Annotated in this window: 25 protein-coding genes; 21 read left to right on the top strand and 4 right to left on the bottom strand. The window is 57.0% G+C overall.

The annotated features are described in order from the left end of the window. Positions 1-396 precede the first annotated feature (396 nt). Positions 397-1,743 carry an alpha-glucosidase/alpha-galactosidase gene (locus tag HMPREF3178_RS18280; protein ID WP_004109389.1) on the bottom strand — a complete coding sequence of 449 codons (1,347 nt, stop codon included), beginning with the start codon at positions 1,741-1,743 and terminating at the stop codon, positions 397-399. A gap of 238 nt (positions 1,744-1,981) precedes the next feature. Between HMPREF3178_RS18280 and melR the strand changes: the two genes are divergently transcribed. Then, positions 1,982-2,923, top strand: coding sequence for a transcriptional regulator MelR (melR, locus tag HMPREF3178_RS18275; RefSeq protein ID WP_004109390.1), 942 nt, complete (start codon positions 1,982-1,984; stop codon positions 2,921-2,923). A gap of 51 nt (positions 2,924-2,974) precedes the next feature. Here the strand turns inward: melR and proP are convergent, their stop codons facing one another. Beyond that, positions 2,975-4,477 (bottom strand): glycine betaine/L-proline transporter ProP, encoded by a 1,503-nt coding sequence (gene proP / locus HMPREF3178_RS18270; protein WP_004109391.1) that lies wholly within the window; start codon positions 4,475-4,477, stop codon positions 2,975-2,977. 539 nt (positions 4,478-5,016) lie between these two features. Here proP and HMPREF3178_RS18265 point away from each other — a divergent pair. The 16 genes from HMPREF3178_RS18265 (at position 5,017) to HMPREF3178_RS18190 (ending at position 15,874) form a co-directional block, all read left to right on the top strand. Then, positions 5,017-5,352: a zinc ribbon domain-containing protein YjdM gene (locus tag HMPREF3178_RS18265; protein WP_004109392.1), complete on the top strand. Its 336-nt coding sequence runs from the start codon at positions 5,017-5,019 to the stop codon at positions 5,350-5,352. A 170-nt stretch (positions 5,353-5,522) separates the two neighbouring features. After that, positions 5,523-5,957 carry a VOC family metalloprotein YjdN gene (gene yjdN, locus HMPREF3178_RS18260; RefSeq protein ID WP_016808411.1) on the top strand — a complete coding sequence of 145 codons (435 nt, stop codon included), beginning with the start codon at positions 5,523-5,525 and terminating at the stop codon, positions 5,955-5,957. Between the two features lie 299 nt (positions 5,958-6,256). Continuing rightward, on the top strand, positions 6,257-6,982 hold the full coding sequence (gene phnF, locus HMPREF3178_RS18255) for a phosphonate metabolism transcriptional regulator PhnF (RefSeq protein ID WP_017145111.1): 726 nt from the start codon (positions 6,257-6,259) through the stop codon (positions 6,980-6,982). After that, positions 6,983-7,435 carry a phosphonate C-P lyase system protein PhnG gene (gene phnG, locus HMPREF3178_RS18250; RefSeq protein WP_004109395.1) on the top strand — a complete coding sequence of 151 codons (453 nt, stop codon included), beginning with the start codon at positions 6,983-6,985 and terminating at the stop codon, positions 7,433-7,435. Beyond that, positions 7,432-8,016 (top strand): phosphonate C-P lyase system protein PhnH, encoded by a 585-nt coding sequence (phnH, locus tag HMPREF3178_RS18245; RefSeq protein WP_004109396.1) that lies wholly within the window; start codon positions 7,432-7,434, stop codon positions 8,014-8,016. Before phnG ends, phnH begins: the two co-directional genes overlap by 4 nt. Beyond that, entirely contained in the window at positions 8,016-9,080 is a 1,065-nt protein-coding gene (locus HMPREF3178_RS18240; RefSeq protein ID WP_016808413.1) for a carbon-phosphorus lyase complex subunit, read from the top strand. Before phnH ends, HMPREF3178_RS18240 begins: the two co-directional genes overlap by 1 nt. Beyond that, entirely contained in the window at positions 9,073-9,921 is an 849-nt protein-coding gene (locus HMPREF3178_RS18235; protein ID WP_004109398.1) for an alpha-D-ribose 1-methylphosphonate 5-phosphate C-P-lyase PhnJ, read from the top strand. Before HMPREF3178_RS18240 ends, HMPREF3178_RS18235 begins: the two co-directional genes overlap by 8 nt. Further along, positions 9,918-10,676: a phosphonate C-P lyase system protein PhnK gene (phnK, locus tag HMPREF3178_RS18230; RefSeq protein WP_017145112.1), complete on the top strand. Its 759-nt coding sequence runs from the start codon at positions 9,918-9,920 to the stop codon at positions 10,674-10,676. Before HMPREF3178_RS18235 ends, phnK begins: the two co-directional genes overlap by 4 nt. Positions 10,677-10,871: 195 nt before the next feature. Then, positions 10,872-11,558 carry a phosphonate C-P lyase system protein PhnL gene (gene phnL, locus HMPREF3178_RS18225; RefSeq protein ID WP_017145113.1) on the top strand — a complete coding sequence of 229 codons (687 nt, stop codon included), beginning with the start codon at positions 10,872-10,874 and terminating at the stop codon, positions 11,556-11,558. After that, positions 11,555-12,691: an alpha-D-ribose 1-methylphosphonate 5-triphosphate diphosphatase gene (phnM, locus tag HMPREF3178_RS18220; protein ID WP_016808416.1), complete on the top strand. Its 1,137-nt coding sequence runs from the start codon at positions 11,555-11,557 to the stop codon at positions 12,689-12,691. The genes phnL and phnM overlap by 4 nt, the downstream gene beginning before the upstream one ends. Beyond that, on the top strand, positions 12,691-13,254 hold the full coding sequence (phnN, locus tag HMPREF3178_RS18215) for a ribose 1,5-bisphosphokinase (protein WP_004117297.1): 564 nt from the start codon (positions 12,691-12,693) through the stop codon (positions 13,252-13,254). Before phnM ends, phnN begins: the two co-directional genes overlap by 1 nt. Before the next feature lie 16 nt (positions 13,255-13,270). Continuing rightward, complete coding sequence (gene phnP / locus HMPREF3178_RS18210) at positions 13,271-14,029, top strand: phosphonate metabolism protein PhnP (protein WP_016808417.1); 759 nt, start codon at positions 13,271-13,273, stop codon at positions 14,027-14,029. Between the two features lie 181 nt (positions 14,030-14,210). Next, positions 14,211-14,567, top strand: a complete 357-nt coding sequence (locus HMPREF3178_RS18205) for a hypothetical protein (protein ID WP_017145114.1) — start codon at positions 14,211-14,213, stop codon at positions 14,565-14,567. 256 nt (positions 14,568-14,823) lie between these two features. Then, positions 14,824-15,048 carry a hypothetical protein gene (locus HMPREF3178_RS18200; protein WP_004117295.1) on the top strand — a complete coding sequence of 75 codons (225 nt, stop codon included), beginning with the start codon at positions 14,824-14,826 and terminating at the stop codon, positions 15,046-15,048. Next, positions 15,048-15,374 (top strand): low molecular weight protein tyrosine phosphatase family protein, encoded by a 327-nt coding sequence (locus HMPREF3178_RS18195; RefSeq protein WP_026055915.1) that lies wholly within the window; start codon positions 15,048-15,050, stop codon positions 15,372-15,374. Before HMPREF3178_RS18200 ends, HMPREF3178_RS18195 begins: the two co-directional genes overlap by 1 nt. A 92-nt stretch (positions 15,375-15,466) precedes the next feature. Continuing rightward, on the top strand, positions 15,467-15,874 hold the full coding sequence (locus tag HMPREF3178_RS18190; RefSeq protein ID WP_004109407.1) for a hypothetical protein: 408 nt from the start codon (positions 15,467-15,469) through the stop codon (positions 15,872-15,874). Here HMPREF3178_RS18190 and yjdP read toward each other — a convergent pair. Beyond that, a complete protein-coding gene (yjdP, locus tag HMPREF3178_RS18185) occupies positions 15,868-16,179 on the bottom strand; it encodes a DDRRRQL repeat protein YjdP (protein ID WP_017145115.1) in 312 nt (103 codons plus the stop codon). The genes HMPREF3178_RS18190 and yjdP overlap by 7 nt on opposite strands. Before the next feature lie 69 nt (positions 16,180-16,248). Continuing rightward, positions 16,249-16,698 (bottom strand): bifunctional allose-6-phosphate isomerase/ribose-5-phosphate isomerase RpiB, encoded by a 450-nt coding sequence (rpiB, locus tag HMPREF3178_RS18180; RefSeq protein ID WP_004117284.1) that lies wholly within the window; start codon positions 16,696-16,698, stop codon positions 16,249-16,251. A gap of 365 nt (positions 16,699-17,063) precedes the next feature. On the opposite strand from rpiB, the gene HMPREF3178_RS18175 reads away from it, so the two are divergent. From HMPREF3178_RS18175 to alsC, 4 genes are all read left to right on the top strand, one after another. Then, positions 17,064-17,951: a MurR/RpiR family transcriptional regulator gene (locus HMPREF3178_RS18175; protein ID WP_004137474.1), complete on the top strand. Its 888-nt coding sequence runs from the start codon at positions 17,064-17,066 to the stop codon at positions 17,949-17,951. 63 nt (positions 17,952-18,014) lie between these two features. Then, complete coding sequence (gene alsB / locus HMPREF3178_RS18170; RefSeq protein WP_004109411.1) at positions 18,015-18,950, top strand: D-allose transporter substrate-binding protein; 936 nt, start codon at positions 18,015-18,017, stop codon at positions 18,948-18,950. 76 nt (positions 18,951-19,026) lie between these two features. Next, positions 19,027-20,559: a D-allose ABC transporter ATP-binding protein AlsA gene (gene alsA, locus HMPREF3178_RS18165; protein ID WP_004109412.1), complete on the top strand. Its 1,533-nt coding sequence runs from the start codon at positions 19,027-19,029 to the stop codon at positions 20,557-20,559. Then, on the top strand, positions 20,538-21,518 hold the full coding sequence (gene alsC / locus HMPREF3178_RS18160; RefSeq protein ID WP_004109413.1) for a D-allose ABC transporter permease: 981 nt from the start codon (positions 20,538-20,540) through the stop codon (positions 21,516-21,518). The genes alsA and alsC overlap by 22 nt, the downstream gene beginning before the upstream one ends. The last annotated feature ends 3 nt before the right edge of the window (positions 21,519-21,521 follow it).

Raw genomic sequence — 21,521 nt, 5'->3', positions numbered from 1 at the left:
CCCGGAGGCGGCGCTTGACGCGCCTTGTCCGGGCCACCTGTCCACAGACGGTGGTGAACCCGTAGCCCGGTCAGCGCAGCGCCACCGGGAAGATAATCTGAAGCAACATTGCGCGCTGTTCCCCGGAGGCGGCGCTTGACGCGCCTTGTCCGGGCTACGTGTACGCAGATGGCGGTAAACCCGTAGCCCGGTCAGCGCAGCGCCACCGGGAAGATAATCTGAAGCAACATTGCGCGCTGTTCCCCGGAGGCGGCGCTTGACGCGCCTTGTCCGGGCTACGTGTACGCTGATGGCGGTAAACCCGTAGCCCGGCTAAGCGCAGCGCGAGCCGGGAGAAAAACGCAAAGCCACCTCCAGGCGGATAAGGCGCTAGCCGTCATCCGGCACAATACCTGATTAGCCATGCACCCACGCCGGCAGCCAGTCGCCGTGGCTGTCGATCAGATCGTCCACCAGCGCATAGATCTCCTCAATGCCCAGCACCGCCGCCGTATGCGGGTCCATCATCGTCGCATAGTAGATATAGTCGCGATTTTCCGTGAGTATCGCCTCCGTCAGCAGGGTCTGAACGTTGATATTGGTTTGCATCATTGCCGCCAGATGGGCAGGCAGCTTGCCCGCTTTGGTCGGTTGAATGCCGTTAGCGTCCACCAGACAGGCCACCTCCACGCAGCAGCCCTGCGGCAGGTTATCGATAAGATTATCGTTACGCACGTTGCCGTAGATCACGCTCGGCTCGCCTGTCCAGATGGCGTTCATAATGGTGCTGGCGTACTCGCGCGAGGGTTTGACCTCAATGCGCTCGCTGGTTTTATACCGCTCCAGCTCTTTGTGCCAGTTCGCCACCTGCTCTACGCAGCGTTTCGGATACTCATCCAGCGGCACCTGATAGCGCGCAATCAGATCCTCACGCCCCGGCTTGATAAACCAGGGAGTGTATTCCGCGAAGTGCTCGGACGACTCCGTGACAAAATAGCCCAGCTTTTTAAACATCTCATAGCGGACGATGTTCTGACAGCGCGAATCTTCGCGATGCTTCGGCGCGCGTCCTTCGGCAAATGCCTGCAGCATCTCCGGGTAAATACTGACATAGCTGCCGTCGCTGAGCTTTTTCTCCAGCGACAGGTAAAAGGCCATATGATTGATACCGGCGCAGCGGTAGCGTAAATCCGCCGGGTCGAGATCCAGATCGTGGGCCAGCTCCTCCGCCGTCCCCTGCACCGAATGACACAGTCCGACCTGCTTAATATGCGGATAGCGGGCGTACATCGCCCAGGTATTCATCGCCATCGGATTGACGTAGTTAAGCATAGTGGCATTCGGGCAAACTTCGGTCATATCGTCGCAGATGCGCCACAGGTGCGGAATGGTGCGCAGCGCGCGCATAATTCCGCCCGGGCCAAGCGTATCGGCAATAGTTTGCTCCACGCCATGCAGCTTACAGACTTCAAAATCGGTGACCGTACAGGGCTGATAGCCGCCAATCTGGAAGGCCACCACCACAAAATCCGCGTCCTGCAGCGCCGCTTTCTGGTCGCGATGGCAGCTGATTTCCCCCTCCGCGCCCAGAGAATCCATCAGTTTGCGCACCACAATATGCGACTCCTCCAGGCGAGTCGCATCGATATCCATCAGGGCGATATGCGCGGACTTTAGCGCCGGGCGCTGAAACACATCGCCGAGTATATTTTTGACGAATACCGTCGAACCGGCGCCGATAAAGGTAATTTTGGGGGCAGACATAGGGTGCTCTCCGTAGGGTTAGTGAACGGTAATAGAGTGGCATGCCGGACTACCGGCGGGCTGCCCTCTTCCCGCCGGAGCATTCCCGAAAACTCAGATCGGCTACCGGCAAGCATGAAAACTGATTTTTCGGGAATAAATGGGCGAAAAAGAAGAGAAAACGGGCCTTTAATTCGACTAAGATAAGCGCTGACTGGCGTCAAAAATCGGCAAGAATGATGATTCAGGAATCTACATCATGATCGATAAACCCCGCGCAGCGCATCCCGCCGACGCGTATATGAGCAGCAGCGACGATCGACTGCCCCGCAGCCCGCTGGCGCTCTACTCTGAATACCAGCGGATGGATATCGAGCTGCGTACTCCTTATGCCATGACCGCCAGCCACTGGCACGGTCAGGTGGAGGTGAACGTCCCCTTCGACGGCGATGTCGAGTATCTGATCAACGATGAAGCGGTACGTATCGAGCAGGGCTATATCACCCTGTTCTGGGCCTGTACGCCCCATCGCCTTACCCGACCAGGGGCCTGCAGGCAGATGGCTATCTTCAACCTGCCGATGCATCTGTTTTTATCCTGGCCGCTGGATCGGGAGCTTATTAACCACGTCACCCACGGTATGGTGGTGAAATCGCTGGCTGCCCAGCAGCTCAGCGTATTTGAAGTCCAGCGCTGGCAGCAGGAGCTGAACAGCGAAAATGAGCAAATCCGCCAGTTAGCGATCGATGAAATCGCTCTGATGCTCAAGCGCCTGAGCCTCTCCGGCTGGCAGCCGATTCTGGTGAACAAGACTTCACGCACGCATAAGAACAGCGTTTCGCGCCACGCCCAGTTTTACGTCAGCCAGATGCTGGAATATATTGCCATCCACTACGATCGGGCGCTCACCGTCAACGATGTCGCCGAGCATGTGAAGCTGAATGCCAACTACGCGATGGGGATTTTTCAGCGGGTGATGCAGCAAACCATGAAGCAGTACATTACCGCGATGCGCATTAATCACGTTCGGGCGCTGCTCAGCGACACCGATAAGACCATCCTCGATATCGCCCTGACCGCCGGTTTCGGCTCCAGCAGCCGCTTTTACAGCACTTTTAATAAATATGTCGGCATGCCGCCGCAGCAGTATCGCAGGCTGAGCCAGCAGCGTCGCCATAATCTGGCGCCCGCCGGGGCATAAAAAAATGCCGCCGGGGAAGCCCACGGCGGCATTGATTAACAGCAAAACGGTTTAGTCGTTGATGCGCGGATGCTGCTGCACCAGACGAGAACGTTTTTCCTGCAGATCGGCGATCTCCTGATCGATATCTTCGATTTTATGCTCGATGTTATCGTAGTGCTCGCCGAGAATTTCTTTCGCTTCCTGAATATCCGAAGCCGCTGGCGTCGCCCCTTTCAGCGGACGATTGGCGGTCTCTTTCATCGACAGGCCGGTAATCAGACCGATAACTGCAATTACCATCAGATAGTAAGCCGGCATCATCAGGTTCTGCGTGCTTTCTACCAGCCACGCCGCCAGGGTTGGCGTCAGACCGGCAATCAGCACCGAGATGTTGAAGGCGCTGGCCAGGGCGCTAAAACGAATGTGGGTCGGGAACATCGCCGGCAGCGACGAAGCCATCACTCCGATAAAGCAGTTCAGCACAACCGCCAGCACCAGCAGACCGGCGAAAATCAGGCCGAGAACGTTACTGTTAATCATGATGAATGCCGGAATCGACAGCGCGAACAGCGCCACGCTACCAATCAGAATGAACGGGCGACGGCCAAAACGGTCGCTGAGCATACCGATAACCGGCTGAACGAACAGCATCCCGACCATGATGGCGATGATGATCAGCACCCCGTGGTCTTCTGAATAGTGCAGGTTATGCGACAGGTAGCTCGGCATGTAGGTCAGCAGCATGTAGTAGGTCACGTTGGTGGAAATCACCAGACCGATACAGGTCAGCAGGCTACGCCAGTGTTTAGTGGCGATCTCTTTAAAGGAGACTTTCGGCCCGTCCTGCAGGCCCTCGCGGTCGCCCTGCTCCATTTTATCAACGTGCTGCTGGAACGCCGGCGTCTCTTCCAGCGCATGGCGCAGATAAAGACCAATAATGCCTAACGGCAGCGCGAGGAAGAACGGAATACGCCAGCCCCAGTCGAGGAAGTTCTCTTCGCCTACCATGCTGGAAATGAGTACCACCACGCCCGCGCCCATCACGAAGCCCGCTATCGAACCGAAGTCCAGCCAGCTGCCCATAAAGCCGCGTTTACGGTCAGGCGAGTATTCCGCCACAAAGATCGATGCCCCGGTATATTCTCCGCCCACCGAGAATCCCTGCGCCATTTTACACAGCAGCAGCAGAATCGGCGCCCAGATACCAATGGTGGCATACGACGGAATAAGACCGATACAGAATGTACTTATCGACATAATGACGATGGTTATCGCCAGAATTTTTTGTCGACCATATTTATCGCCCAGCATCCCGAAGAACAGGCCGCCTAATGGACGAATTAAGAAGGGAACCGAGAAAGTACCGAGCGCGGCAATCATCTGCACGCTGGGGTTGGCATCGGGGAAAAAGACCTTACCAAGAGCATACGCAACAAAACCATATACCCCAAAATCGAACCACTCCATCGCGTTACCCAGCGACGCTGCGGTAATCGCTTTCTTCAGTTTGCTATCATCAATGATGGTCACATCCCGAAGCGTGATGGGTTTTACTTTTTTCCTTTTAAGCATAATTATCCTCTTTTGCTCTCGCCTTGAGCGCACGAATCTCCGCCGAATGACAAGGTCATTCGCGTCATGCGTTGGGAGCGGCGAATTGCTGTGCTCCACATTTCAAGCGTAGCAGGTTTGCCTGCACTGTCTGCTGACAGTCCGTACAACCGAACCTGTTGACGCCTGCTCTGGCCATAATGAATATGCGGGGCCGCTAATAAGTGTAGTGAATTTGCGTTCTCGCCTTTTTACCCTAACAGCGTTTAAATTTGGGATCAACTTCACAAAAATTTACCTACCCTTAAACAGAGTCGGCCAAAACCAATAAGTTCAATGAATATTGGAACTTAGCGATACATTTCCGGAAATATCTGGCGGTTTTTATGGAAATAACCCCGTCGCTCTTCACGGGGTATATTCATTTTCTTCCCTGCAGTAACTCATAAAAAAGGCCCGACAAAAGTGCGGGATTGCGCTATAATCACTTACACTTTCGGCTATCAGCCGCCATTTAATGGACCAACGTCCTGTTTTACCCAGTAATCGCGAGGAACGTCATGCAACTGCCACACTGCCCGAAATGCCATTCTGAATACACTTATGAAGATGGCGGCATGTTTATCTGCCCGGAATGCGCCCATGAATGGAACAATGCCGAGCCTGCGGATGATAACGACGCGCTGGTGGTCAAAGATGCCAACGGTAATTTACTCACCGACGGCGACAGCGTCACCGTCGTAAAAGATCTTAAGGTTAAAGGCAGTTCTTCAATGCTAAAAATCGGTACTAAAGTGAAGAATATCCGCCTGGTTGAAGGCGATCATAATATTGACTGCAAAATTGATGGTTTTGGCCCGATGAAGCTAAAATCCGAATTTGTTAAAAAGAACTGATTTTATTCCCCCGGCGCCTGTCGTCGGGGGGAAATATATTTTCCCGTGCCGTTATGCGAATTGTCCGATCGTCTTCCGCCTCTTCTTGCGTCTTCCCTCGCTGCCGCCTGGCTTAATTTTGCAATCCCCTTCTACGCTTAATGGAATATTCGTTACCTGAGGTAATGCTTATGCCCCTGAGTCCCTATATCGCTTTTAGCGGCAACTGCGCGGCCGCCATCGCGTTCTACCAGCAGGCGCTGGGCGCTGAACTGCTCCATAAAATCACCTGGGGCGAAATGCCGCGGGATATTCATGACGCAGAGGATGGCTGCCCCTCCGGCCAGCATCTGGCCGCCGACGGCATCGCCCACGCCAGTCTGCGCATCGCCGACAGCATCCTGATGCTCAGCGACAGCCCCTCCAGTAAAATGGAGCGCTACGCCGGGTTTACTATCGTGCTTGATCCGCAAGATGTTATCGAGGGTAAACGCTGGTTTGACGGCCTCGCCGATGGCGGGCAGATAGAGATGGTCTGGCAGGAGACATTCTGGGCGCACGGCTTCGGTAAAGTGATCGACCGCTTTGGCGTCCCGTGGATGGTCAACGTGGTGAAAGAACCTTAACGCTGACCTTTTCCCCTCCCCCTAACCCTCTCCCCGAAAGGGAGAGGGTACCCGGCGGTGCAGTTTGTTACCCCTGCGCCGCTCTGCAGCCCCACGCCCAGCTGACTCCGCACCCGGATTTTTCCTCTCCCTTCAGTAGAGGGCCTCTGTGCGTTCATTCCCTCTTACCTGTCATCCCTTCGGCATTAACTCTTCATCCCCCGGTCATCAGGAGTTAACCGAAACGTAACAAAAAACCGTCAGGATTGGCTCACGCTCAGAGGAAAACTCCTTCTTGTCCTTAGTGAGGCTTGATTGCCATGTACTTATCCAGACATCCGACCAGTTACCCCACGCGATATCAGGAAATTGCCGCCAAACTGGAGCAAGAGCTTTGCCATCATTACCGCTGCGGCGACTATCTGCCCGCCGAGCAGCAGCTGGCGTCCCGGTTTGAGGTTAACCGCCATACCCTGCGCCGGGCCATCGATCAGCTTGTCGAGCGCGGCTGGGTCCAGCGCCGTCAGGGCGTCGGCGTGCTGGTACTGATGCGCCCGATAGATTATCCGCTCAACGCCCAGGCGCGCTTTAGCCAGAATCTTCTCGAACAGGGCAGCCACCCGACCAGCGAAAAGCTGCGGTCGGTGCTGCGTCCGGCCAGTAGCCACGTTGCCGATGCGTTTGCCATCAGTGAAGGCGATAACGTCATTCACCTGCGCACCCTGCGCCGCGTTAACGGTGTCGCCCTGTGCCTGATAGACCACTACTTTGCCGACCTGCAGCTATGGCCGGTTCTGCAAACCTTTACCCACGGCTCGCTCCATGATCTGTTGCGCAATCGTCTTGATATCGAACTGACCCGCGTACGCACCAAAATCAGCGCCCGCCGCGCGCAGGCCAAAGAGAGCCGCATTCTCGGCATTCCCAATATGGCGCCGCTGCTGTGCGTGCGCACCCTGAATCATCGCCAGGGCGAGCAGAGCGCGACGGAGTACTCCGTCAGCCTGACCCGCGCCGACATGATTGAATTCACCATGGAGCACTGAATGCACTTTGATACCGCTACCCGCCAGCGCTGGATGTCCGTGCTGGCCCACAGTGACCCACAAGAACTGGCGGCGCGGATGCAAACGCTGCAGCTCGCGCCGCAGTATGAACTGATTCGCGCCCCGGAAACCGGGCTGGTCCAGCTGCAGGCGCGCATGGGCGGCATCGGCGATCGATTTTTCGCCGGAGACGCCACCTTAACCCGCGCCGCTATCCGCCTGGCCGACGGCACGCTCGGCTATAGCTGGATTTTAGGCCGCGATCGTCCGCACGCTGAACGTTGCGCGGCCATCGATGCCCTGATGCAGTCGCCACACCATTTTCACACCCTGATGGAAACCCTGATAACCCCGCTGGAAGAACAACGTAGCGCGCGCATTGAAGCCCGACGCGCCGAAGTCAACGCCAGCCGGGTCGACTTCTTTACTCTGGTTCGCGGAGATAACGCATGACCTTACAACCCGCTTTTACCCTGGCTGTGCAGGATGCCCAGCACAGTTTCCGCCGCCTGCTGAAAGCGATGAGCGAGCCGGGCGTGATTGTCTCCCTGCAGCAGCTTCAGCACGGCTGGCAGCCGCTGAACGTCGCCACCACCAGCCTGCTGCTGACGCTGGTGGATCACGAGACGCCGGTCTGGCTCGCTCCGACGCTGCATAACGATCTGGTCGGCCAGAATTTACGCTTTCATACCGGCGCGCCGCTGGTTGAGCAGCCGCAGCAGGCAACCTTCGCCGTCGCCAGTGACAGCATCAGCGCCGAACAGCTCAACGTGCTCTCCGCCGGTACCGTCGTCGCCCCGGAGACCGGCGTTACGCTGATTGTTCAGCTCGCCAGCCTCAGCGGCGGCCGGATGCTGCGCCTGACCGGCGCCGGGATCGCCGAGGAGCGGATGATCGCCCCGCAGCTGCCGGAATGCATTATTGCAGAGTTAACCGAGCGCCCGCATCCGTTCCCGCTGGGTATCGATCTGATTCTCACCTGCGGCGAACGCCTGCTGGCGATTCCGCGCACCACTCACGTCGAGGTCTGCTAATGTACGTAGCCGTCAAAGGCGGCGAGAAGGCGATCGTCGCCGCTCACGCCCTACAGGAACAGCAACGCCGAGGCGATGGACGGCTTCCTGAAATCAGCGTTGACCAGATTAGCCAACAGCTCAATCTGGCGGTGGAGCGGGTCATGACCGAAGGCGGTATCGCCGACCGGGAGCTGGCGGCGCTGGCGCTGAAGCAGGCCAGCGGCGATAGCGTCGAAGCGATTTTTCTGCTGCGCGCTTACCGCACCACGCTGCAAAGACTGGCGGTCAGCGAGCCTGTCGACACCGCCGCTATGCGCCTTGAGCGCCGGATCTCGGCGGTCTATAAAGATATCCCCGGCGGCCAGATGCTCGGCCCGACCTACGATTACACCCACCGTCTGCTCGATTTTACCCTACTGGCCAACGGCGAAACGCCGCCGCTGGCGACCGATAGCGCGCCGCAGGAAGCCACGCCGCACGTTTTTAATCTGCTCGTCCAGCAGGGACTGGCGAAGGCGGAGCAGGATACTGACGCGCAGCCCGACGACATCACCCGCCATCCGCCGGTTTATCCCTGTTCGCGCTCGTCGCGCCTGCAGCAGCTGGTGCGCGGCGACGAGGGCTACCTGCTGGCGCTGGCCTACTCCACCCAGCGCGGCTACGGGCGCAACCATCCGTTTGCCGGGGAAATTCGCAGCGGCTACGTCGCGGTGGAGATCGTCCCGGAAGAGCTGGGCTTCACCGTCACTATTGGCGAACTGTTGATGACCGAATGCGAAATGGTCAACGGCTTTGTCGACCCTCAGGATGAACCGCCGCACTTCACCCGCGGCTACGGCCTGACGTTTGGCATGAGCGAGCGCAAAGCGATGGCGATGGCGCTGGTTGACCGCGCGCTCCAGGCGCCGGAGTACGGCGAAGAGGCGGCGGGTCCGGCCCAGGACGAAGAGTTTGTGCTGGCTCATGCCGATAACGTCGAGGCGGCCGGTTTCGTTTCGCACTTAAAACTTCCCCACTATGTCGATTTCCAGGCCGAACTGGCGCTACTTAAACGCCTGCAACGGGAGAATCAACGTGGCTAACGCACTGACCGGCTACAACTTTGCCTACCTCGACGAGCAAACCAAACGCATGATCCGCCGCGCCATCCTGAAAGCGGTGGCCATCCCCGGCTACCAGGTACCCTTCGGCGGTCGCGAGATGCCGATGCCCTACGGCTGGGGAACCGGCGGTATTCAGCTTACTGCCAGCATTATCGGCGAAAATGATGTGCTGAAGGTGATCGATCAGGGCGCCGACGACACCACCAACGCGGTATCGATTCGTCAGTTTTTCAAACGCGTAACCGGCGTCGCGACCACCGAACGTACCGAGGACGCCACGCTGATCCAGACCCGCCATCGGATCCCGGAAACGCCGCTGACCGAAGATCAGATCCTCATCTTCCAGGTGCCGATCCCGGAACCGCTGCGCTTTATCGAGCCGCGCGAAACCGAAACCCGCACCATGCATGCGCTGGAGGAGTACGGCGTAATGCAGGTGAAGCTGTACGAAGATATCGCCCGCTTCGGCCATATCGCCACCACCTACGCCTACCCGGTGAAGGTCAACGGCCGCTACGTCATGGACCCATCGCCGATTCCGAAATTTGATAATCCGAAGATGCATATGATGCCTGCGCTACAGCTGTTCGGCGCCGGGCGCGAAAAACGCATCTATGCGGTGCCGCCTTATACCCCGGTGGAGAGCCTCGATTTCGACGATCATCCGTTTACCGTTCAGGAGTGGGATGAACCCTGTGCGATCTGCGGCTCACGCCACAGCTATCTTGATGAAGTAGTGCTCGACGACAGCGGCAAGCGGATGTTTGTCTGCTCCGATACCGACTATTGCCGCCAACAGTGCGAGGAGCAGAAAAAATGAGCTATCCGTTACTGGCGGTGAATAACCTGACCCACCTCTATGCGCCGGGTAAAGGCTTCAGCGACGTATCGTTCGAGCTGTGGCCGGGAGAAGTGCTGGGTATCGTTGGCGAGTCCGGCTCCGGTAAAACCACCCTTCTACAGGCGATTTCCGCCCGCCTGAGGCCGCAGCAGGGTGAAGTGCGGTACCAGAATCGTTCGCTGTACGCGATGAGCGAAGCGGATCGCCGCCGCCTGCTGCGCACCGAGTGGGGCGTGGTGCATCAGCATCCGATGGACGGGCTGCGTCGCCAGGTGTCGGCCGGCGGCAATATCGGCGAGCGCCTGATGGCGATCGGCGCCCGTCACTACGGCCACATTCGCACCACCGCCGGGCAGTGGTTACAGGAGGTGGAGATCCCGCCTTCGCGCATTGACGACCTGCCCACCACCTTTTCCGGCGGCATGCAGCAGCGTCTGCAAATCGCCCGCAATCTGGTGACGCAGCCGAAGCTGGTGTTTATGGATGAACCTACCGGCGGGCTGGACGTGTCGGTGCAGGCGCGCCTGCTCGATCTGCTGCGCGGCCTGGTCGTGGAGCTCAATCTGGCGGTAGTCATTGTGACCCACGATCTCGGCGTTGCCCGCCTGCTGGCTAACCGTCTGCTGGTGATGAAACAGGGGCAGGTGGTGGAAAGCGGCTTAACCGACCGGGTGCTCGATGATCCCCATCATCCTTACACCCAGCTGCTGGTGTCGTCGGTATTGCAGAACTGAGCGTATGTCCACTCCCGGCGGCGCTGCGCTGACCGTGCTACGGGTGACGGACCGTCTGCGAGCCGGTAGCCCGGACAGGCGCAACGCGCCGTCTCCGGCGATCCCCGGTCGCGCTTCGTGAATCAATGCATCAGATAGCCCGGATAAGGCGTTCACGCCGCGATCCGGGGAAATTCAGGCACGATGAGGCTAAAAATGAACGCCATTCGCGTGGAAAACATCCATAAAACCTTTGTTCTGCACCAGCAGAACGGCGTGCGTCTGCCGGTACTCGCCGACGCCTCGCTGAGCGTAAATGTCGGCGAATGCGTGGTGCTGCACGGCCACTCCGGCAGCGGAAAATCGACCCTGCTGCGTTCGCTGTACGCCAACTATCTCCCCGATAGCGGCCACATCTATATCCGCCACGGCGATGAATGGGTGGATCTGGTCACCGCCACGCCGCGCAAAGTCCTGGAAGTGCGTAAAACCACCATCGGCTGGGTTAGCCAGTTTCTGCGAGTGATCCCGCGCATCTCCGCCCTCGACGTCGTCATGCAGCCGCTGCTCGAGCTGGGCATCCCGCGCGAAGAGAGCGCCGGTAAAGCCGCCCGCCTGCTGACGCGCCTGAACGTACCCGAACGTCTGTGGCACCTCGCCCCCTCGACCTTTTCCGGCGGCGAACAGCAGCGGGTCAATATCGCCCGCGGCTTCGCGGTGGACTACCCGATCTTGCTTCTCGACGAACCCACCGCCTCGCTGGACGACAAAAACCGCGCCGCCGTGGTGGAACTGATCCAGGAAGCCAAAGCCCGCGGCGCGTCGATCGTCGGCATTTTCCACGACGAGGCCACGCGTAAACAGGTCGCCGACCGCCTGCACCCCATGGGGATTTCAGCATGATTATCAACAACGTAAAGCTGGTCCTCGAAGACGAGGTGGTTAACGGTTCGCTGGAGGTGCGGGACGGCAGAATTTCAGCCTTTGCCGAAAGCCAGAGCCGGCTGGCGGAGGCCATTGACGGCGACGGCGGCTGGCTGCTGCCGGGGCTTATCGAGCTCCATACCGACAACCTGGACAAGTTTTTCACCCCGCGACCGAAGGTGGACTGGCCCGCCCACTCGGCGATGAGCAGCCACGACGCGCTGATGGTCGCCAGCGGCATCACCACCGTGCTGGATGCCGTGGCTATTGGCGATGTCCGCGACGGCGGCGATCGTCTGGAGAACCTGGAAAAGATGATCAACGCCGTGGAGGAGACGCAAAAGCGGGGCCTCAACCGCGCCGAACACCGGCTGCATCTGCGCTGCGAACTGCCGCATCACACCACTCTGCCGCTGTTCGAGAAGCTGGTTGGCCGCGAACCGGTGAGCATGGTCTCCCTGATGGATCACTCCCCTGGCCAGCGCCAGTACGCCGACCGCAGCAAATACCGCGACTACTACCAGGGCAAATACCATCTGACCAACGAACAGATGGACGCCTTCGAAGAGGAGCAGATGGCGCTGGCGGCTGCCTGGTCACAGCCCAACCGGCAGCGCATCGCCGCGATCTGCCGCGAGCGGAATATCGCGCTGGCCAGCCACGATGACGCTACCTGCGAACATGTGCTCGAGTCACGCCAGCTTGGCAGCGTTATCGCCGAATTTCCCACCACTATCGCCGCAGCGCAGGCCTCGCGCCAGCATGGGATGAGCGTCCTGATGGGCGCACCGAATATCGTGCGCGGCGGCTCGCACTCCGGGAACGTCGCCGCCCATCATCTGGCGGCCAGCGGACTGCTGGATATTCTCTCCTCCGACTATTATCCCGCCAGCCTGCTGGATGCCGCTTTCCGCATCGCTGACGACGAGGGCAACGCTTTTACCCTCGCGCAGGCTATTCGTCTGGTAAGTCAAAACCCGGCGCAGGCGCTGGGGCTGCACGACCGCGGGGCGATTGCCGAAGGTAAGCGGGCGGACCTGGTGCTGGCGCGCCGTCACGGCGAGCATATCCATATCGATCACGTCTGGCGGCAAGGTAAGAGGGTCTTCTGATGGCAGGAAAACTGATTTGGCTGGTCGGTGCCTCCGGCTCCGGTAAAGACAGCCTGCTGGCGGCGCTGCGCCAGCGTGAGCATCCGCAGCTGCTGGTAGCGCACCGCTACATTACTCGTTCGCCCAATGCGGGCGGTGAAAACCATATCGCCCTCAGCGAGCGAGAGTTTTTTACCCGCGCCGAGCAGCATCTGTTTGCCCTCAGCTGGCATGCAAACCACCATTACTACGGTATTGGCATCGAGATTGACCTGTGGCTGCACGCCGGGTTCGACGTGGTCGCTAACGGTTCACGCGCGCACCTTGCGCAAGCGCAGGCGCGCTATGCTGACGCCCTCCTGCCTATCTGTTTGCAGGTTTCACCGGAGGTGCTCAGACAACGCCTGGCGCGGCGCGGGCGGGAGAACGAAACAGAAATCGCCCAGCGCATGGCGCGCGCGGCGCGCTATACGCCGAGCGCGTGTCTGACGCTAAATAACGATGGTCGCCTTAGCCAGTCGGTGGACGCTCTGGTTTCGCTGATTCGCATTCACGGCAACCGACGCGAACGGCAGCCAGCCTGACGCGCGAGGAGAAAGCATGAGCCTGAGTATCCGCTTAACCGGCACCGGCGGCGCGCAGCTGGTGCCGGTTTTTGGCTGCGATTGCCCCGCCTGTCGCCGCGCCCGCGCCGACGAAGCACATCGTCGTCGCCCCTGTAGCGCGATAGTTAAATTCAATAGCGCGGTGACGCTGCTCGATGCCGGGCTGCCGGATCTGATGACGCAGTGGCCCGCCGGCAGCTTTCAGCAGTTTCTGCTCACCCATTATCATATGGATCACGTGCAGGGGCTGTTCCCCTTGCGCTGGGGCGTGGGCGAATCCATTGCGGTATACGGCCCCCCGGATGATCAGGGCTGCGATGACCTGTTTAAGCATCCGGGCCTGCTGGATTTCAGCCACACCGTCGAACCATTTGTGCGGTTTGAACTTCAAGGATTGCGCGTCACGCCGCTGCCGTTGAATCACTCAAGGCTCACGTTTGGCTATCTGCTGGAGTCGGCCCATAGCCGGGTCGCCTGGCTCTCCGATACCGCCGCGCTGCCGGAAAAAACGCTGAAGTTCCTGCTGAATAATCAGCCGCAGCTTATCATCATCGACTGTAGCCACGAGCCGCGCCCGCAGCCGCCGCGCAACCACTGCGACCTGAACACCGTGCGGGCCATTAACCAGGTCATCGGCTGCCCGCGAGTGATCCTCACTCATATTAGCCACCGCTTCGACGCGTGGATGATGGAGCACTCTCTGCCGGCAGGGTTTGAAGCGGGATTTGACGGCATGGAGATTATGCTGCCTTAACCAAACTTCATCGTCCCTTCACTTAACCTCACTATCTTCCCTGCGGACTTAACCATCTGAAGGGATTCACATGACCACAACACGACGCACGCTTCGCCATGCCTGCTGGTATGCATTCATTGGCCCCTATATTGGCCTGCTGTGGGCCATCGTCACCATCGTCATATAGTCGCGCCGTTCGGTGGGTAGTTTCTTTGAATTTGTCTTTTCTGAACTGCCGTATTTTCTCATCGTCCCCTGGGCTGCTGGCGCCATCCCGGCGCTACTGACCGGGATCGCCGTCGCTTTTTTGCCCACGGGCATTCATGCGATTCATTACCGGCGTATCCTCGCCAGCGCGACCATTGGCCTGGCAATATGCGCGGCAATACCGCTAACCGGCGTGCTGCTTTTCTCCGATACCGATCTGACGACCTTTATTCTGCGTGGTCATGGGTTCCGGGTAATCGCAGGTTCTGGACTGTTCTCCGGACTGATTATGGGATGGCTGATAGCCTATCTGCCGGGCAGGGAGCAGAGAAAAACACCAAATGAATAAGTTCCTGCATCATATCGGCTGGTTTGCGGGGCTCGGCCGATGATTCCCAGGCTTCCGCCGCGGATCGCGGCACATCGGTAACCCTTATCCAGACGGCCCGGCTCCTCCGACGACCGCACACCAGCAGCCCCTGCCCCGGTATTCAACACGCGTGAAAACGCTGGATAAAGAGCCCCTGGCAGCGTTAACATAGCGGCGCTTTCCTCTCCGTATTATCGCGGCTGCTGAACCCGATTAATCTGAGAGAGAAAAGACCATGGAAACAACCCGTAGCCGGGACTGGCGCATGGCGCAAAAGCAGCGCAATAAGTCTCGCGATGTTCACACCGCCCTCTTACGTTTTCGTCGCGAGAAAAACTGGAAGCATCTCTATTTGCGTTCAGAAAAATTGCTACGCGCCGCGCAGCTGGGAATGGAATATCCCCGTAAAACTCGTCGCCAGCTGGCGCATCAGGGAATGGAAGAGCTGTTATCGAATTGATCAACGTGCTGTTTGTTTGTAGCCGCAATCAATGGCGAAGCCCGACGGCGGAACAGGTGTTCCGCCGTTATCCTGGCATGAACGTGCGCTCTGCGGGCACGAGCCGGAACGCCAGAAAACCCCTTACTCCTGAACTGATTAACTGGGCGGATATTATCTGCGTGATGGAGCAGAAACATAAAAATCGACTGGTCGCTGAATATCGTCGCCTGGTCGAAAATAAACCGCTTTACGTGCTGGATATCCCCGACGACTACCGCTATATGGACCCCGAACTTGTCGCCCTGCTGAAAGAGCTGGTCCCCGCCCTGCCCGAACTGAGCTAATTTTCTACCACCGTTTTACCCTGACTTCATCCTCGCTTCACAGTAGTGAAATACCTTTCCCGACGGACAAAAAAACAGGGAAGGAAACGATCGTGACAGGACGAATGATTCATCATGCAGGCTGGTTCGTGGCCCTTGGGCCGTTAATACCGCTACCGCTCATTCTCTTTTTACCCAGGGTCATCTCAGTTGATGAGCTCCTCAATCATCTTCCGGAAGTATTATCCCTCACCTGGGGTATTGGCTTTTTACCCGCATTGTTAACCGGCATTTTCATGGCTATCCTGACGGGCCACGCTGATTGCGCCTGGTACTATCGAATGCTGGCAGGCGGGATTGCCGGGCCTCTGATAACGGCCATTTGCTGCGGCATCATCGGCGCTTTTATTCCGATGTTTTTCTATTTAATCCCGCTGTTGCTTATCTCGGCGCTGCCGTCCGGCATCGTTATGGGACTGCTGATTCCCTGGCTCCCGCCGCGGATCGCCCGGCATCAGTAATCATCATCCAGACGACGCCAGTCGTTTTCTAACTGTCGCCGATCGCTGTCCAGCTGGCGCTGACGCTCGTCAAGCTGTCGTCGTCTGTCTTCATACTGCCGCTGGCGATCGGCGCTTTGCTGACGGCTGCCCTGATAGCGCCCATCATCATAGTCATCGTCGTCGGAACGGCTATCGCCCGGGTGGTAAGCATCGTTAATAGCCTGCTGAATATTGCCGATAGCGTCGTCGATCACATCGGCGTGCGCCAGCTGGCCGGCGAGGGATAGGGTGCAAAAAAGCAAAGCGGTAGTATAACGTTTCATAAAGCCAGTCTCATCGGTGGGCTGGCTTTACGTTAATCAAGCGCTACCGCGGCGAGTAGCGGAGGAATCTCAAATCCGCTGCTGCTCAATCGCGCCGATCGCGTCTACCCGCCCCTGGTGGCGCCCGCCCTCGAATTCGGCATCCAGCCAGGCATCGACGATCATTTTTGCCAGTTCAAGGCCGATCACCCGCGCGCCAAAGGCCAGAATATTGGTGTTATTATGCTGCCGTGAAAGCTGCGCCGAGTAGGGCTCGCTGCACACCACCGCCCGAATACCGGGATGCTTATTAGCAGCGATAGAGATGCCGACGCCGGTGCCGCAGATCAGGATCCCGCCGTCGACCTCACCAGCGGCAACGGACTCAGCGACGGCGCTGGCATAGCGCGGATAATCGGTACGTTCCGTAGACCATGCGCCTTTATCCACGACGTCAATCCCGCGCTGGCGCAGATGCGCAACGATATCGTCTTTCAGGATAAAACCGACATGATCGCAGCCAAATGCAATCCTTTTCATACTTAGCCTCGCCTGTTGTTAACTTTACAAGGATGGTTGGCGTTGTGATTTAAACGCCTAAAAATGCCCCTGGAAACGCTGAAAATAGCATCATCCGGCTCCTTTCTACACGCTGATATTTTACAAATCAAGTCGAAAACGTTATTTAACGCCATATGCACTTTTCAGAAAAAGAACCATATAAATCACACAATAGTATGATTTATAATGAATTTATTGCATGTAAAAGTAAAAATGAATTTTAGCAAAACTTCACAATAAACATAACTTTATAAAAAAATAAATTTTGTGAAGTTGGCGGTATCTTTTTTGTTTTGCCTGTGGTGATATAGTGTCGTCTTCATTTTATGGACAAAGAGAAAGCGATGAGTCAGTCAGAATCCAGTTCGCTCCCTAACGGTATCGGCCTTGCCCCCTGGCTTCGCATGAAGCAGGAAGGCATGACCGAAAACGAGAGCCGTATCGTCGAATGGTTGCTTACCCCCGGCAATCTCAGCGATGCGCCGGCCATTAAAGACGTCGCGGAAGCGCTGTCGGTATCAGAAGCCATGATCGTTAAGGTTTCTAAGCTGCTCGGGTTTAGCGGTTTTCGTAACCTTCGCAGCGCGCTGGAGGCCTACTTTTCGCAATCTGAGCAGGTGCTACCGACCGAGCTCTCCTTTGATGAAGCGCCGCAGGATGTGGTGAACAAGGTGTTTAACATCACTCTGCGCACCATTATGGAAGGCCAGTCGATCGTTAACGTCGACGAGATTCACCGCGCGGCGCGCTTTTTCGCTCAGGCTAACCAGCGCGATCTTTACGGCGCGGGCGGCTCCAACGCCATCTGCGCCGACGTGCAGCATAAATTTTTACGTATCGGCGTGCGCTGCCAGGCCTACCCGGACGCGCATATCATGATGATGTCCGCCTCGTTGCTAAAAGAAGGCGATGTGGTGCTGGTGGTTTCACACTCCGGGCGCACCAGCGATATTAAATCCGCGGTGGAGCTGGCTAAAAAGAACGGGGCAAAAATTATTTGCATCACCCACAGCTATCATTCGCCGATTGCCAAATTAGCTGATTTTATTATTTGTTCGCCAGCACCAGAGACGCCTTTATTAGGCCGAAACGCCTCAGCGCGTATATTACAACTGACATTATTAGATGCATTCTTTGTTTCCGTTGCCCAGCTTAATATTGAACAAGCGAATTTAAACATGCAAAAAACCGGCGCAATTGTTAATTTCTTTTCTCCAGGCGCGCTGAAGTAAATAAAAAGCCGATCCCACATCAGTGGGATCAATAAAATTGTATCTTACACCGAGAGTATTGCTATGAATAAATATCTGAAACTTTTCAGCGGCGCGGCTATGGGCGTAATGTTATCCACCAGCGCCTTTGCCGCCGCCGATTATGCCGTGGTCTTAAAAACCTTATCCAATCCATTCTGGGTGGATATGAAAAAGGGTATTGAAGACGAAGCCAAAACCCTGGGCGTGAGCGTCGATATTTTTGCCTCACCTTCTGAAGGGGATTTTCAGTCGCAGCTGCAGCTGTTTGAAGACCTGAGCAATAAAAACTACAAAGGTATCGCCTTTGCGCCCCTCTCATCGGTAAACCTGGTGATGCCGGTGGCTAAAGCCTGGAAAAAGGGCATCTATCTGGTCAACCTCGATGAAAAAATCGATATGGATAACCTGAAGAAAGCCGGCGGCAACGTAGAAGGTTTTGTCACCACCGATAACGTGGCGGTCGGGGCGAAAGGCGCAGAGTTTATCATCGACAAACTGGGTGCTGAAGGCGGCGAAGTCGCTATTATCGAAGGCAAAGCCGGTAACGCGTCCGGTGAGGCCCGCCGCAATGGCGCCACCGAAGCCTTCAAAAAAGCGAGTCAAATCAAGCTGGTTGCCAGTCAGCCTGCCGACTGGGACCGCATCAAGGCGCTGGACGTCGCCACCAACGTGCTGCAGCGTAACCCGAACGTTAAAGCGATCTACTGCGCCAACGACACCATGGCAATGGGCGTCGCCCAGGCCGTCGCTAATGCCGGCAAAACCGGCAAGGTACTGGTAGTCGGTACCGACGGCATTCCTGAAGCGCGCAAAATGGTCGAAGCCGGACAGATGACCGCCACAGTCGCCCAGAACCCGGCGGATATTGGCGCTACGGGTCTTAAGCTGATGGTCGATGCTGAGAAGAGCGGCAAAGTCATCCCTCTGGATAAAGCCCCGCAGTTTAAGCTGGTGGACTCCATTCTGGTGACGAAATAAGACTGACCTTGTACTGACGGTTGCCCTCACCCCGACCCTCTCCCGCACGGAGAGGGTGAAAATATAAGGAAAATCTATGCTCACGCCATATATTTCAATGGCGGGGATCGGCAAATCCTTTGGCCCGGTTCACGCATTAAAATCGGTTGATTTAACTATTTACCCCCATGAAATACATGCGTTATTAGGGGAAAATGGTGCCGGTAAATCAACGCTGATGAAAGTTCTGTCGGGAATACATGAACCGACCAAAGGCACCATTACGATTAATAACGTTAACTACGACAAGCTTGATCATAAATTAGCGGCCCAGCTCGGCATTGGAATTATTTATCAGGAGCTCAGCGTCATTGATGAATTAACGGTGCTGGAGAATTTATATATTGGCCGCCATCTGACGAAAAAAGTCTGTGGCGTCAACGTGATCGACTGGAAAGAAATGCGCGTGCGGGCGGCGATGATGCTGCTGCGCGTCGGGCTAAAGATCGACTTAGACGAAAAGGTGGCAAACCTCTCCATCAGCCACAAGCAGATGCTGGAAATCGCCAAGACGCTGATGCTTGATGCCAAAGTTCTGATCATGGATGAACCGACCTCCTCGCTGACCAATAAAGAGGTGGACTATCTGTTTCTGATCATGAATCAGCTGCGGAAAGAGGGCACCGCCATTGTCTATATCTCGCACAAGCTGGCGGAAATACGCCGCATCTGCGACCGCTACACGGTCATGAAAGACGGCAGCAGCGTCTGCAGCGGGATGGTCAGCGAAGTGAATAACGATGACATCGTTCGTCTGATGGTTGGCCGCGAACTGCAAAACCGCTTCAACGCCATGAAAGAGAGCACCGGCAATATCGCCCGCGAGACGGTGTTCGAAGTGAAAAACGTCACCAGCCATGACAAGAAAAAGGTACGCGATATCTCGTTTAGCGTGAATCGCGGCGAAATTCTCGGTTTTGCCGGACTGGTCGGTTCCGGGCGCACCGAACTGATGGACTGCCTGTTTGGGGTTGATAAACGTAGCAGCGGTGAGATTTACCTCAATGGCAAAGCGATCTCCCCCCGCTCGCCGCTGGACGCTTTAAAGAAAGGCATGGGCTACATCACCGAAAGCCGCCGGGAAAACGGCTTTTTCCCCAATTTTTCTATCGCTCAGAATATGGCAGTCAGCCAGAGCCTGAAGCGCGGCGGCTACAAAGGGGCCATGGGGCTGTTCCGCGAAGGCGACGAACGCAAAACGGCGGAAGAGCAGCGCAAGCTGCTGGCGCTGAAGTGCCATTCGGTCGATCAGAACATTACCGAGCTATCCGGCGGTAACCAGCAGAAGGTGCTGATATCGAAATGGCTATGCTGCAGCCCCGAAGTGATCATTTTTGACGAGCCGACGCGCGGTATCGACGTGGGCGCAAAAGCCGAAATTTATAAAGTGATGCGCCAGCTGGCCGATGACGGAAAAGTCATCCTGATGGTGTCATCCGAACTACCTGAAATTATCGCCGTCTGCGACCGCATTGCCGTGTTCTGCGAAGGGCGACTGACGCAAATCCTGACCAATCGCGACGATATGAGCGAAGAGGAGATTATGGCATGGGCACTACCACAAGAGTAAAAGGCGATATGGACGAGAAAAAACCGTTTAACTTCGCGCTGTTCTGGGATAAATACGGCACCTTTTTTATCCTCGCTATCATCGTCGCCATCTTCGGCACCCTTTCGTCGGAGTACTTCCTGACGACCAACAACATTACGCAGATCTTTGTCCAGAGTTCGGTCACCGTGCTGATCGGCATGGGCGAGTTCTTCGCGATCCTCGTCGCCGGGATCGACCTGTCGGTCGGGGCGATCCTCGCGCTCTCCGGGATGGTCACCGCCAAGCTGATGCTGGCGGGCGTTGACCCGTTCCTTGCGGCGCTGATCGGCGGCGTGCTGGTCGGCGGCGCGCTGGGCGCCATCAACGGCTGTCTGGTCAACTGGACCGGGCTGCATCCGTTCATTATTACCCTCGGCACCAACGCCATCTTCCGCGGTATCACGCTGGTTATCTCTGATGCCAACTCGGTGTACGGCTTTTCATTTGATTTCGTTAACTTCTTTGCCGCCACGCCGCTGGGCATCCCGGTACCGGTGATCTTCTCGCTGATTGTGGCGCTGATCCTGTGGTTCCTGACCACCCGTATGCGCGTCGGCCGCAATATCTACGCGCTGGGCGGCAACAAAAACTCCGCTTTCTACTCCGGTATCGACGTCAAGTTTCACATGCTGCTGGTGTTCATCATTTCCGGTATTTGCGCCGGACTGGCGGGCGTGGTCTCCACCGCGCGTCTCGGCGCAGCAGAGCCGCTGGCCGGTATGGGCTTTGAAACCTACGCCATCGCCAGCGCCATCATCGGCGGTACCAGCTTCTTCGGCGGCAAAGGACGCATCTTCTCGGTGGTCATCGGCGGCCTGATTATCGGCACCATCAATAACGGACTGAACATTCTGCAAGTACAAACCTACTACCAGCTGGTGGTAATGGGCGGATTAATCATCGCGGCTGTCGCCCTCGACCGTCTTATCAGTAAGTAAGGA

Origin of the sequence: Klebsiella sp. HMSC09D12 (assembly GCF_001808475.1) — a bacterium.
GTDB lineage: Bacteria > Pseudomonadota > Gammaproteobacteria > Enterobacterales > Enterobacteriaceae > Klebsiella > Klebsiella oxytoca.
Note: the sequence above shows the minus strand (reverse complement) of the source record. Positions and strands in the feature narration are given on the sequence as shown.